Below are 11,876 nucleotides of genomic sequence, written 5' to 3'. Positions count from 1 at the left end.
TGCGGCACGGGGCGTTATGCCGCCGGGCGGCGAGGCGCCGTGGCAATGAAGGGGAACGTCAGTCCGGTTCGGCCGCAGGCGCAGGCGCCAGCGTGTAAGAGCCGGTTTGCAACTTCGGGCCCGCCACGGCCTTGTTCAGGAGCTTCTTGGTCAGCCTGTCCTTCAGCGCCTTGTTCTTGCTTGGCGCATGCGCTTCGAAAGCGAAATCGAGCTGGCTGCCGTGCTCGTAGCCGTTCAGCCCGCCGGGATTGGCAGGGCTGGCCGGAAGATAGAGCGGGCTTCCGGCCAGGGCCACGGTGGCTTCCTCGGTCAGCGCGGCCCTGGCTGTCGGCAGCGCCAGAGCCGCGGCGAGTGCAACGGCTGTTGCCATTCCAATACGTGAGCGCTTCATTGCGATGCTCCTGCGGTAAGCGACCAGGCCGGCCGCGGCTGTAGCGTGGTGCGAGGTGTGCTTGTCGGGGGGCGACGTGTTGCGCGTGTCGTGCGTGCGCTACCCTTGCCGGCTAGTGCGTGGTGACGCCGGTACCCAGGCCGGCGGGCGCGCCGCAATACTCGGCGGCACGGCCCTCCAGCGCGAGAACGATGCGTTCGCTGGCACGGCCGTCGCCAAATGGGTTGTGCGCCCGCGACATGCACGCATACTCGTCGTCGTCATTGAGCAGTTGCTCCGCGGCGGCAATCAAGCGCTCGGGATCAGAGCCGACCAGCCGCGCCGTGCCCGCGGCGACGGCCTCGGGCCGCTCCGTGGTTTCGCGCGTGACCAGCACGGGCTTGCCGAGTGCCGGCGCTTCTTCCTGGATTCCGCCGGAATCCGTGACGATCAGGTGCGCCCGCGACATCAGGAACACAAAAGGCAGGTACTCCTGTGGTTCGATCAGGTGGATGTCCGGATGCCCGCTCAGGATGGCCTGCACGGGGGCGCGCACGCGCGGGTTCAGGTGCACCGGATAGACGAATTGCAGATCGCGGTTGCGGTCCGCAAGCGTGCGCAGTGCCGTGAACAGGCGCTCGAAAGGCGCGCCGAAGTTCTCGCGCCGGTGCCCTGTCACCAGCACCAGCCGGCGCGAGCCGTCCAGGAATGGGTAGTTCGCCGCCAGCTGCTGGTGCAGCGCCACGTCGGTGTCCAGCCGGGCCTTGACTTGCAGCAGCGCATCGATGCCGGTGTTGCCGGTCAGGCTGACCCGGATCGGGTCGACCCCCTCGCGCAGCAGGGTTTCCTGTGCCTGCTGCGTCGGCGCGAAGTGCCAGGCTGCCATCACGTCGGTGACGCGGCGGTTCATCTCCTCGGGCCAGGGGGCACTGAGGTCGCCGGTGCGCAGTCCTGCCTCGACATGCCCGACTGCGACATTGCGGTAAAAGGCAGCGAGGGTGGCCGCCAGGGTGGTGGTGGTATCGCCATGGACCAGCACCGCATCGGGCAAGTATTGATCGAGCACCGCATGCACGCCTGAAAGCACGCGCGTGGTGATGTCGCTCAGGCTCTGGCCATGGCTGATGACGTTGAGATCGTAATCCGGTTCGATCTCGAACAGCCGCAGTACCTGGTCCAGCATCTCGCGATGCTGTCCGGTCACGCAGACCCGCAACTCAAAGCGGTCCGAGGCCTTCAGGCGATGAATCAGCGGCGCCATCTTGATGGCTTCCGGGCGGGTTCCGAATACAGCCAGGACTTTCTTCGGCATGTCGGTCTCTTTGGTCTTGTCGGCGGATGCTGCCGCTGGTTTTTCGAGAGGGGCAGTGTCGGGCCTGGCATCGCGCCTTGCATGGGGACGGCGCCAAGCGGGCGGGATCGGTCCGCGCGGCTCGACGGATACGCGTGCCCATCCTGAGCGAGGGCATAGCGATGGCTGTGCCAGCGGGCTGCAATCCTTGATCCGTCAGGATCCGGGCGTTTACGCCAGCGACATCCGGCCAGTCCCTTGTCCCGGGAGTTGCAGGGCTGTAACAAAATGGAGTAGGAAATACACGCTACCGGCAGGCGCGTTGCCCGGGGCGCCGCGTCAGCAATCCGAATATGACGCCAGAAATGGCAACTTAATGCTTCATGGTTTACTTTTTGCCAGATACGACGTTTCCGAACTGAAACGTTTGCCGGGTTTCCGGAGTGCACCAGTCTTGTGATGCCTCGCGTGGCGGATCACACGGGGGCCGCGTGCCAGGACAACGCCTGGCTAGGGCCGAAATGTGCGCGGCTCGGCGCCCATGCCACGGCAAACGGCGGATAGACGAAAGCGATCCCTTGTGCGGACTCCAAGCCGACTCGTTCTTTTGGGGTAATGGAGTTCGGGTGGAGCGCGGTGCATTTGGTTGCTCGGATGAAACTTCGTGCAGATCAGATAAAAGTGTCACTTAAAACATCGTCCGGCAGCGTCCGGACGGCCGACAGTGACGACGAAGCGCGCTGCAAAGGGGGCTTGCCGGGTGGCCAGGGGTGAGAGAAAAGGACTTGACGGCGTAGATTTTCAGATTCCTGAAAGCAAACTGAGGCAAAATTCTATTTTTCGCCTAGTTTGTTGCCCTGACCGTGACCCGGCAGGCAGAAGTCCCACCCACCGATAGAGGATCTGAGAGAAGCAATGAGTACCCAGCAACCCACCATCATCTACACGCTGACCGACGAAGCCCCGCTGCTGGCGACCAGTGCGTTCCTCCCGATCATCCAGACCTTCACCAAGCCGGCCGGCATCAACGTGACCACCAGCGATATCTCGGTGGCGGGCCGGATCCTGGGCGAGTTCCCCGAATTCCTGACCGAAGAACAGCGCGTGCCGGACAACCTGGCCGAGCTGGGCAAGCTGACGCAGCTGCCGGACACCAACATCATCAAGCTGCCCAACATCTCGGCCTCGGTGCACCAGCTGGTCAGCGCCATCCGTGAGCTGCAGGGCAAGGGCTACAAGGTGCCCGACTATCCGGAAGACCCCAAGACCGACGAAGAAAAGGCGATCCAGAAGCGCTATTCCAAGTGCCTGGGCTCGGCCGTGAACCCGGTCCTGCGCGAGGGCAACTCCGACCGCCGCGCCCCGGCCGCGGTCAAGAACTACGCGCGCAAGCACCCGCACAGCATGGGCGAGTGGAGCATGGCATCGCGCACGCACGTGGCCCACATGAAGCACGGCGACTTCTACCACGGCGAAAAGTCGATGACGCTGGACCGGGCGCGCGACGTCAAGATGGAACTGATCACCAAGAGCGGCAAGACCATCGTGCTCAAGCCCAAGGTGTCGCTGCAGGACGGCGAGATCATCGACAGCATGTTCATGAGCAAGAAGGCCCTGTGCGCCTTCTATGAAGAGCAGTTCGAAGACGCGCGCAAGACCGGCGTGATGCTGTCGCTGCACGTCAAGGCGACCATGATGAAGGTGTCGCACCCGATCGTGTTCGGCCACGCCGTCAAGATCTTCTACAAGGAAGCCTTCGCCAAGCACGGCGCGCTGTTCGACGAACTGGGCGTCAACGTCAACAACGGCCTGGTCAACCTGTACGAGAAGATCGAGTCGCTGCCCAGCTCCAAGCGCGAAGAGATCATCCGCGACCTGCACGCCTGCCACGAGCATCGCCCGGAACTGGCGATGGTCGATTCGGCCAAGGGCATCTCCAACCTGCACGCACCCAACGACGTGATCGTCGATGCCTCGATGCCGGCCATGATCCGCATCGGCGGCAAGATGTGGGGTGCCGACGGCCGTCCGAAGGACACCAAGGCGGTGATCCCGGAAAGCACCTTTGCCCGCATCTACCAGGAGATCATCAACTTCTGCAAGACCAACGGCAACTTCGACCCGACCACCATGGGCACCGTGCCCAACGTCGGCCTGATGGCGCAGAAGGCCGAGGAATACGGCTCGCACGACAAGACCTTCGAGATCGCCGAAGACGGCGTCGCCAACATCGTCGACCTGGCCACCGGTGAAGTGCTGCTGACGCAGAACGTGGAAGCGGGCGACATCTGGCGCATGTGCCAGGTCAAGGACGCGCCGATCCGCGACTGGGTCAAGCTCGCCGTCACGCGCGCGCGCAACTCGGGCATGCCGGCGGTGTTCTGGCTGGACCCGTACCGTCCGCACGAAGCCGAGCTGATCAAGAAGGTCGAGACCTACCTGAAGGACTACGACACCAGTGGCCTGGACATCCAGATCATGTCGCAGGTGCGCGCCATGCGCTACACGCTGGAGCGCGTGATCCGCGGCCTGGACACCATCTCGGTGACCGGCAACATCCTGCGCGACTACCTGACCGACCTGTTCCCGATCATGGAACTGGGCACCAGCGCCAAGATGCTGTCGATCGTGCCGCTGATGGCCGGTGGCGGCATGTATGAAACCGGCGCGGGTGGTTCGGCGCCCAAGCACGTCAAGCAGCTGGTGGAAGAAAACCACCTGCGCTGGGATTCGCTGGGCGAGTTCCTGGCGCTGGCGGTATCGCTGGAAGACGTCGGCATCAAGACCGGCAATGCCCGCGCCAAGATCCTGGCCAAGACGCTGGATGCCGCTACCGGCAAGCTGCTCGACAACAACAAGAGCCCTTCGCCCAGGACCGGCGAGCTGGACAACCGTGGCAGCCAGTTCTACCTGGCGATGTACTGGGCCCAGGAACTGGCCGCGCAGTCGGACGACGCGGAACTGGCCGCCAGGTTCGCTCCGCTGGCCAAGACCCTGACCGACAACGAGCAGGAGATCGTCGGCGAACTGGCCGCGGTGCAGGGCCAGCCGGTGGACATCGGCGGCTACTACCAGCCGGACGCCGCCAAGCTCAGCGCCGCAATGCGCCCGAGCCAGACCCTGAACGCCGCGCTGGCCTCGGTGGCAGCCTGAGCGCAGTCGGCTCCGCGTTGCGGGCCGGCCGTGAGCAAGACCCCGGACCCCGGTCCGGGGTTTTTCGTTGGCGCCGCGGGTTGGTCTACTGCGGCGGCGTTGGCAGGTCCCACCCTTGTTCGGGGCCGCTCTTCTGGTCGCGGTAGGTCCATGCGGCACCGCAATCCTGGCAGACGAAGCTGCTGATGGTGACGGCCGCCGAGCGCGGCGGCTTGATGCGTCGGGTGTCGGTGATGCGCAGCGCGGCATGCCCGGGGGCGCCGCGCACATGGCGTTCGATGGACTGGCAGGCAGTGCAGAGTGTCATCCGTGGTGTTCCCTTCGATGGGCCACTGTAGCATGCCTGCCGCGTGCAGGACGCGAAGACCCGCGAGCCGCACTCTGCGCACGATTCCGCAGCGATCCGTAGAAGTTCGTTGACTTGGCGGGGGGTGGCCTGTATAAGGGTCGATGCAGGATCTTTCAAGCCGCAGCCTCGAAGTCCAGGTGCTTGCCCGTACGGCGCCACTTTTTCTCCTTGTGTCTTCCTTGATCGTCATGCCTTGCCGGCGCTTTTACCGGTGAGAAGGAACTTATTGAGGAATCCAACATGGAAACCGGTACCGTCAAGTGGTTTAACGATTCGAAGGGTTTTGGCTTCATTACGCCTGATGCAGGCGGCAACGACCTGTTCGCGCATTTCTCCGAAATCCAGGGCAGCGGCTTCAAGTCGCTGGCAGAAGGCCAGAAGGTGCGTTACGTTGCCGGCGTCGGCCAGAAGGGCCCGGCCGCGACCAAGATCGAGCCGATCTGAATCGCACCGACCTGAATTCCGCTGGCGCCGCAGCGCCAGTCCGGGAAAGGAAGCTCCGCCAGCGCGGAGCTTTTTTGTTTCCGTTGAGCGAGCGAGCGCTCGCGCAGGCGCGTTCCGTTCAGGACGAATCGGCTGCTGAGCGCCACGCAGCGCACGCTCGCGGACGCTCATCCGCGAGCGTGCCTGTCAGATGCTGGGTTGCACGGGGGTGAGGCTCATATCAACGGTCCCGAACCCGGTCTCAGGCGGCGACGGATGCGCCGATCTCGACGCCCATCCCGGCCAGGACTTCGCCGATGGCTTTCACCGCGCCGGGGATGCCGGCGTCGCCGAAATGGCCGATGCATCCCACCCGGAAGGTGTCGATCTCGGTCAGCTTGCCCGGATACAGGATGTAGCCGCGCTGCTTGACAGCCTGGTAGAAGGTCTTGAAGTCGTAGCGGGGGTCGGCTGGTGCGTGGAAGGTGACGATGATCGGCGCCTGCACCTTGCGCTCCAGGTAGGGCTTCAGGCCGAGCGCTTCCATGCCGGCCACCAGCAGCGCGCAGTTGCGCGTGTAGCGCGCGCCGCGTGCGGGGAGTCCGCCTTCTTCCACATATTGCTGGAGCGCCTGGTCAAGCGCCGCGACCACATGCGTCGGTGGCGTGAAGCGCCACTGCGTGGTTCGCTCCATGTATTTCCACTGGTCATAGAGGTCGAGTGAAAGGGAGGGACTGTTGCCTTCGCAGCGTTCCAGCGCGGTACGCCGGGCGATCACGAAGCCCATGCCGGGCACCCCTTCCAGGCATTTGCCGGAGGCGGCAATAACGGCGTCGAACGGGGTGGTGCGAGCGTCGATGTCGATCGCGCCGAATGAGCTCATGGCATCGACGATCAGTCCGCGCCCATGCCGGGCCACCACTTGGGCGATCTCGTCCAGCGGATTGAGCACGCCGGTGCCGGTTTCGCAGTGGACCACGGCGACGTGGGTGATGGAGGGGTCCGCCGCCAGCAGGCGGTCGATGTCCGAGGCCCGCATTGGCCGGTCCTCCGCATATTCGATGGTGGACAGGCGCCGGCCAATGGTCTTGCAGATCCTGGCGATGCGCTGGCAGTAGGCGCCGTTCACCGGCACCAGCACATGGCCGTCGCGCGGCACCAGCGTGCCGATGGCGGCTTCCACGGAAAAGGTGCCGCTGCCTTGCAGGGGCACGCATTCGTGCGTGCCTGTGCCGTGCACGATCGCCAGCACCTGCTCGCGGATGCGGGCGGTAATGGCGTTGAAGTCAGTGTCCCACGAGCCCCAGTCGCGCAGCATGGCCGCGCGGGTGCGGTCCGAGGTGGTGAGGGGGCCGGGGGTCAGCAGGATAGGGTAGGGCGCGGCGGTCATGGGTGTCTCCTGATGTCGGGTGTTGGTCTGTCGGAAAGATGTCGAAAAGAGGGGCTCAGCGGCGGGCCAGGTCACGCCAGGCCTGCGTGCGTCGCAGCAGCACGCGGGTGCAAAGGGCGTAGACCAGGCAGATGGCGGTGGACGTCAGCACGATCAGGCTGGCCAGGGCCGCTGCGGGGCCGATGTCGCCGGCATCGTCCATGTGCATGATGGCGACGGAGGCGAGGATGGTTTCCGGGGTATAGAGAAAGATCACGCAGGACAGGGTGGCCATCGACACCACGAAGTAATACCGGGCGATGTCCAGCACCGCCGGCAGGCATACCGGCAGCGTGACCCGCAGGAAGGTGCGCCACTGCGGCACCTTGAGCGAGGCCGACACCGCCTCGAACTCGTTGTCGATCTGCTTGAGCGCGGTGATGGCCGTCAGGTGGCTGGAGGTGTAGTAATGGATGATGGTCGACTGGATCACCAGGATCATCGTGTTGTAAAGGAAGTTGAGCGGGTTCGCCGGGTGGTTGAAGAAGATCACGTAGCCCAGGCCAAGCACCAGGCCGGGGACGGCCATCGACAGCACCGCCAGGAAATGCATGACCGGCCGCATCAGCCCGAGGTTGCGGGTCTTCTCGATCAGGTAGGCCCCCGTGAAGACGATGAGCGAGCCGCTCAGCGCCGTGACGCCTGCCAGCACCAGGCTGTTCTTGTAGGCGCCCGCCATGTCGCTCTCGAACAGCACGATGCGGTAGTTCTGCAGGCCGAGCGTCAGGTCGTATGGCCACAGCTTGATCAGCGAGGTATAGACCGCCATCCCGACCACGGCCAGCAGCAGGGCGCAGATCAACGCGCAGTAGCCGCCCAGCAGCGCGTTGACCCAGGCATTGGGCTTGGGCGCATAGGGCACCGAACGCGCTGTGAGCTGGGCGCGCAGCTTGCGGCGCACCACTGTATCGATCATGAAGGAGAGTACGGACGGGATCAGCAGCAGCATGCCCACCACCGCGCCCATCGAAAAATTGTGCTGGCCGATGACCTGCTTGAAGACGTCGATGGACAGCACGTTGAAGTCGCCGCCGATCACCTTGGGCGCGCCGAAGTCGGAGATGACATAGGTGAAGGTCACCGTCGCCGCGCTGATCAGCCCGTACTTGCAGGAGGGCAGCGTCACGGTGAAGAACTTGCGCGAGGTGCTGGCGCCGAGGGCGCTGGCGGCCTCGTAGAGGCGGCCGTCAGCCAGCGACAGCGCCGTGACGAGGATCATCAATGCATGGGGGAAGGTGTTGTAAACCTCCGCGATGATGATGCCCGGCGCGCCATAGATCGAGGCCCCGCCCAGCAGCGGCTTGAGCACGCCCTGGTTGCCGAACCACTGCACGAACGAGATGGCGGAAAGCAGCGACGGCGCCAGCAGCGGAATCAGTGCCACCAGCCGGAAGACTGCCTTCAGGGGCGCGGGCAGGGTGCTGCGCGTCAGCGCATAGGCGAAGACGAAGGCCAGTGGTACCGAGATGCCGACCACGCTGCCTGCCAGCATCACCGAGTTGCGGGCCGACTGCATCAGCGCCGGCGTCTTGATGTAGGCGGCGAAGTGGGCCAGCCCGACAAAATGGCCGTCATGATCGAGCACGGCATTAGCCAGGATGGCGCACATCGGCGCCAGCAGGAAGAGGAACAGCGCGGCCAGCACGCAGGCCAGCACCGCGCGGGCGATGATTTCGTCCCAGTTCCGGCTGGCCAGCCAGCCCGCATGCGTGGCTTCTGGCGGTTGGGAAAGCGCGATCTCTTTCATCGTCCTGCTCCGGTTGCGGCGAAGGCCTGGATGCGGCTGGCGCGCAGCGCAATGCGCAGGGGCTGGCCGGCGCGGATACCGTGATCGTGGAACTGGTCGAGGGTGAACTGAAGGCTGAGCGACTGTTCCCGCAATTGCTCGCAGCTCGCTTCGGCCATGCAGGTGTCCCCGAGGAACTCGACCTTTTCGATGTTGACGGTCAGCTGGTTGGGCGTGTCAGGGCTGAACTGGCCGATGTGGCGGTCTTCGGGGCGAAGATATAGATTGACCGGCGTGCCGGGCTCGAACTCGCGGCTGCAGCCTTCGCAGGTCAGCTCCAGCGTGCCCACGCGGTAGCGCCGCCCACCCAGCGCCGTGCCGGACAGCACGTTCACGCGCCCGACGAAGTCCGCCACGAACGGCGTGGCCGGGCTTTCGTATACCTCCAGCGGCGAGCCGACCTGCTCGATCACGCCGTGGTTCATGACGACGATCCGGTCGGCCATGGACAGCGCTTCTTCCTGGTCGTGCGTGACCATGATGGTGGTCACGCCCACCTGCTGCTGCAGGCGCCGGATCTCGCCGCGCAGGCGCACGCGTTCGAGGGCATCGAGCGCCGACAGCGGTTCGTCCAGCAGCAGCAGGCCGGGCCGTGTTGCAAGCGCCCGTGCCAGCGCGACGCGCTGCTGCTGGCCGCCCGACAGCTGGCTGGGATACTTGCGTCCGGAGGTCGGCAGGCCCACCAGGTCGAGCAGTTCCTGCACCCGCTGCGCGGTCTCGGCCCGGCTGGCGCGGCGATTCGCGAGGCCGTAGGCCACGTTATCGGCGATCGTGAGGTTGGGGAACAGGGCGTACGACTGGAACACGATGCCGTAGTCGCGCCTGGCGGGAGGCAGGGCGGAAATGTCGCGCCCGCTCTGGAGGATGGTGCCGGCGGTCTGCTTCTCCAGTCCGGCGATGATGCGCAGCAGCGTGGTCTTGCCGCAGCCCGACGGGCCGAGGAAGCACAGCATCTCGCCCTGGTAGACGGTCAGGTCGATATGCCGCAGGGCGCTGAACGATTCGAATTCCTTGCGCACGCCCCGGATCTCGAGGGCGGGCACGCTGCCGGCGCGCGTGGCGACGAACTTGGCGCTGGTCATTTCCATGGGTGTCCCCGCAATGTGGTGATGGCCACGATGGTGGTGGAAGGCGGGGCGGCTTGCGCCCCGGGGGCCAGGCTTACTTGGCTTCGGCCTTGCTGTCGTAGCGCTTGCTCCACTCGGCAAGAATGCGGGAGCGATTCCTGGCGGCCCACTGGAAGTCATTGCGAGCGAAGCGGCTCTCATAATTCGGGGGAATGCCGTCGAGCGGCTTGGCCACCCCGGGGTAGGCCACCACGGCCCACCAGTTGGCGCTGATCTGGTTCGCGTCGCGACTGGCCATCCAGTCGGCGAAGCGCTTCGCCTCCGCCATCTTCCTGGTCGTCTTCATGATGCTGGTAGCCTCGATGTCCCAGCCCAGGCCTTCGGCGGGGAAGATCAGGTCGACCGGCGCACCGGCCTTGCGCACCTGGTGGCCCCGGAATTCGAACGAGATGCCGATCGGGAATTCGCCGGTGGCAGCCTGCTTGCACGGCTTGGAGCCGGAGTGCACATACTGGGCGATGTTCTCGTGCAGGCCGTCCATGTATTTCCAGCCATCGGCCTCGCCCCACATCTGCAGCCAGGCCGCCACATCGAGATAGCCGGTGCCGCTGGAAGCCGGGTGCGGCATCGTGATGCGGCCCTTGTAGATGGGCTTGGCCAGGTCCTTCCAGCTCTCCGGCCTGGGCAGGCCCAGCTTCTGCGCCTCCACCCGGTTGAAGCAGATGGTGGCGGCCCATACGTCCATGCCGACCCACTGGGGCGGCCGGGCAGGATCGGAATAGTTCGGGCTCAGTTGCTGGAAGCCCTTGGGCTCGTAGCCCTGGAGCATGCCTTCCTGCGACAGCAGCACCAGGCTGCTGGCCGCCAGCCCGGCGACCACGTCGGCCTGCGGGTTGGCCTTTTCGGCTAGCAGGCGCGCGGTCACGATGCCGGTGGAATCTCGCACCCAGCGCACCTCGATATCGGGGTTGGCCTTCTCGAAGCCGTCCTTGTAGAGCTTCATGGCGTCTGTCTCCAGCGCCGTGTAGACCGTCAGCGTGGTCTTTTGCTGTGCAGCCGCGATGGCCGTGGTGAATGCCAGCGCGGAGGCGCAGAGCGCCATGGCAAGGGAATTCTTCATGCTTTGTCTCCTGTTAGCAGATCTGTCGTCTGTCCTGCTGCCCTGCCGCGGTGTGTCGTAGCGCACCCCTGCGGTAAGATGGAATCAATGTAGAACGTAGGTTGAAGACTGTCAACTGAAGATTGAAAACTGTTGACAATTTACAGTTCGGGAACTTTAATGGAGCTATGGGAATGACCGATGCCATCCAACTGTTGCGTTCAAGCTCGCTGCCGATGCTGGTGCAGGAGGAAATCGAACGCCTGATCATGACCGGCGCACTGCCGCCGGGAACGCGCATCAATGAAAGCGACATTGCTGCCCGCTTTGGCACCAGCCGGGGGCCGATCCGCGAAGCGCTGCGGGCGCTGGAGGAAGCCGGGCTGGCCCGCAACGAGAAGAACCGCGGCGTGTTCGTGCGCGAGATTTCGGTTGAGGAGGCCGATGAAATCTACGAATTGCGTGAAGCCCTCGAGGAAATCATCGGCAAGCGCGTGGCGCAGCGCGTCAACGCAACGCTGGGGGCCGAACTGAACCAGTTGGTGGGCGCCATGGAGGAGGCTGCCAGCAAGAAGGAAGCGGCCGAATACGCATCGTTGAACCTGCGCTTCCACGAACTGCTGCTGGAACACGCGGGCAGCCGCAAGCTGACCGAGACTTACCGGCGCCTGGTGAAGGAGTTGCACCTGTTCCGCATGCAGGCGTTGACCCAGGGCGGGGGACTCGATGTATCCGCCGACGAACACCGCGCGATCGTCGATGCGATCGTGTCGGGCGATGCCCGCCGCGCCGGCGCCGCGCTGCGCGCGCACGTGGCCGCCAGCCGTGTACGCATGCTCAAGGCGCACCGCAGGGTGCATTTAGGCAGTAGCAAAGAACCATGAGCTGACGCTCATTACCAAGGGGATT

The 11,876-nt window shown here is 64.8% G+C and carries 10 protein-coding genes; 3 read left to right on the top strand and 7 right to left on the bottom strand.

The genetic code is table 11. The features are described from left to right. Positions 1–58: 58 nt before the first annotated feature. Positions 59–391, bottom strand: a complete 333-nt coding sequence (locus CBM2586_RS25895; protein WP_231942561.1) for a hypothetical protein — start codon at positions 389–391, stop codon at positions 59–61. A 112-nt stretch (positions 392–503) separates the two neighbouring features. After that, positions 504–1,682 carry a non-hydrolyzing UDP-N-acetylglucosamine 2-epimerase gene (wecB, locus tag CBM2586_RS25890; protein WP_115663908.1) on the bottom strand — a complete coding sequence of 393 codons (1,179 nt, stop codon included), beginning with the start codon at positions 1,680–1,682 and terminating at the stop codon, positions 504–506. Between the two features lie 894 nt (positions 1,683–2,576). On the opposite strand from wecB, the gene CBM2586_RS25885 reads away from it, so the two are divergent. Continuing rightward, positions 2,577–4,814, top strand: coding sequence for an NADP-dependent isocitrate dehydrogenase (locus CBM2586_RS25885; protein WP_115690653.1), 2,238 nt, complete (start codon positions 2,577–2,579; stop codon positions 4,812–4,814). An 85-nt stretch (positions 4,815–4,899) separates the two neighbouring features. Here the strand turns inward: CBM2586_RS25885 and CBM2586_RS25880 are convergent, their stop codons facing one another. Continuing rightward, positions 4,900–5,121, bottom strand: a complete 222-nt coding sequence (locus CBM2586_RS25880; RefSeq protein ID WP_115663910.1) for a hypothetical protein — start codon at positions 5,119–5,121, stop codon at positions 4,900–4,902. Between the two features lie 282 nt (positions 5,122–5,403). On the opposite strand from CBM2586_RS25880, the gene CBM2586_RS25875 reads away from it, so the two are divergent. Continuing rightward, positions 5,404–5,607, top strand: a complete 204-nt coding sequence (locus CBM2586_RS25875) for a cold-shock protein (protein ID WP_012356438.1) — start codon at positions 5,404–5,406, stop codon at positions 5,605–5,607. 241 nt (positions 5,608–5,848) lie between these two features. On the opposite strand, the gene CBM2586_RS25870 is transcribed toward CBM2586_RS25875, so the two are convergent. The 4 genes from CBM2586_RS25870 to CBM2586_RS25855 form a co-directional block, all read right to left on the bottom strand. Further along, positions 5,849–6,976: a 2-aminoethylphosphonate--pyruvate transaminase gene (locus CBM2586_RS25870; RefSeq protein WP_115690651.1), complete on the bottom strand. Its 1,128-nt coding sequence runs from the start codon at positions 6,974–6,976 to the stop codon at positions 5,849–5,851. Between the two features lie 55 nt (positions 6,977–7,031). Beyond that, positions 7,032–8,762: a putative 2-aminoethylphosphonate ABC transporter permease subunit gene (locus CBM2586_RS25865; RefSeq protein WP_115690649.1), complete on the bottom strand. Its 1,731-nt coding sequence runs from the start codon at positions 8,760–8,762 to the stop codon at positions 7,032–7,034. After that, complete coding sequence (locus tag CBM2586_RS25860) at positions 8,759–9,889, bottom strand: putative 2-aminoethylphosphonate ABC transporter ATP-binding protein (RefSeq protein WP_115690647.1); 1,131 nt, start codon at positions 9,887–9,889, stop codon at positions 8,759–8,761. The genes CBM2586_RS25865 and CBM2586_RS25860 overlap by 4 nt, the downstream gene beginning before the upstream one ends. A gap of 73 nt (positions 9,890–9,962) precedes the next feature. Beyond that, on the bottom strand, positions 9,963–10,988 hold the full coding sequence (locus CBM2586_RS25855; RefSeq protein WP_115663914.1) for a putative 2-aminoethylphosphonate ABC transporter substrate-binding protein: 1,026 nt from the start codon (positions 10,986–10,988) through the stop codon (positions 9,963–9,965). 173 nt (positions 10,989–11,161) lie between these two features. On the opposite strand from CBM2586_RS25855, the gene CBM2586_RS25850 reads away from it, so the two are divergent. Beyond that, positions 11,162–11,851 carry a phosphonate utilization associated transcriptional regulator gene (locus CBM2586_RS25850; RefSeq protein WP_115690645.1) on the top strand — a complete coding sequence of 230 codons (690 nt, stop codon included), beginning with the start codon at positions 11,162–11,164 and terminating at the stop codon, positions 11,849–11,851. Positions 11,852–11,876 lie beyond the last annotated feature (25 nt).

The sequence above is a fragment of the Cupriavidus taiwanensis genome (assembly GCF_900250115.1).
Taxonomy (GTDB): domain Bacteria; phylum Pseudomonadota; class Gammaproteobacteria; order Burkholderiales; family Burkholderiaceae; genus Cupriavidus; species Cupriavidus taiwanensis_B.
The sequence above is the reverse complement of the archived record's forward strand: the minus strand, read 5'-3'. Positions and strand labels throughout refer to the sequence as shown.

What these genes read in the sequence shown, in the direction of transcription:
- CBM2586_RS25895 (WP_231942561.1), bottom strand. Translation starts at nt 391, where the DNA reads ATGAAGCGCTCACGTATTGGAATGGCAACAGCCGTTGCACTCGCCGCG.
- wecB (WP_115663908.1), bottom strand. Translation starts at nt 1,682, where the DNA reads ATGCCGAAGAAAGTCCTGGCTGTATTCGGAACCCGCCCGGAAGCCATC.
- CBM2586_RS25885 (WP_115690653.1), top strand. Translation starts at nt 2,577, where the DNA reads ATGAGTACCCAGCAACCCACCATCATCTACACGCTGACCGACGAAGCC.
- CBM2586_RS25880 (WP_115663910.1), bottom strand. Translation starts at nt 5,121, where the DNA reads ATGACACTCTGCACTGCCTGCCAGTCCATCGAACGCCATGTGCGCGGC.
- CBM2586_RS25875 (WP_012356438.1), top strand. Translation starts at nt 5,404, where the DNA reads ATGGAAACCGGTACCGTCAAGTGGTTTAACGATTCGAAGGGTTTTGGC.
- CBM2586_RS25870 (WP_115690651.1), bottom strand. Translation starts at nt 6,976, where the DNA reads ATGACCGCCGCGCCCTACCCTATCCTGCTGACCCCCGGCCCCCTCACC.
- CBM2586_RS25865 (WP_115690649.1), bottom strand. Translation starts at nt 8,762, where the DNA reads ATGAAAGAGATCGCGCTTTCCCAACCGCCAGAAGCCACGCATGCGGGC.
- CBM2586_RS25860 (WP_115690647.1), bottom strand. Translation starts at nt 9,889, where the DNA reads ATGGAAATGACCAGCGCCAAGTTCGTCGCCACGCGCGCCGGCAGCGTG.
- CBM2586_RS25855 (WP_115663914.1), bottom strand. Translation starts at nt 10,988, where the DNA reads ATGAAGAATTCCCTTGCCATGGCGCTCTGCGCCTCCGCGCTGGCATTC.
- CBM2586_RS25850 (WP_115690645.1), top strand. Translation starts at nt 11,162, where the DNA reads ATGACCGATGCCATCCAACTGTTGCGTTCAAGCTCGCTGCCGATGCTG.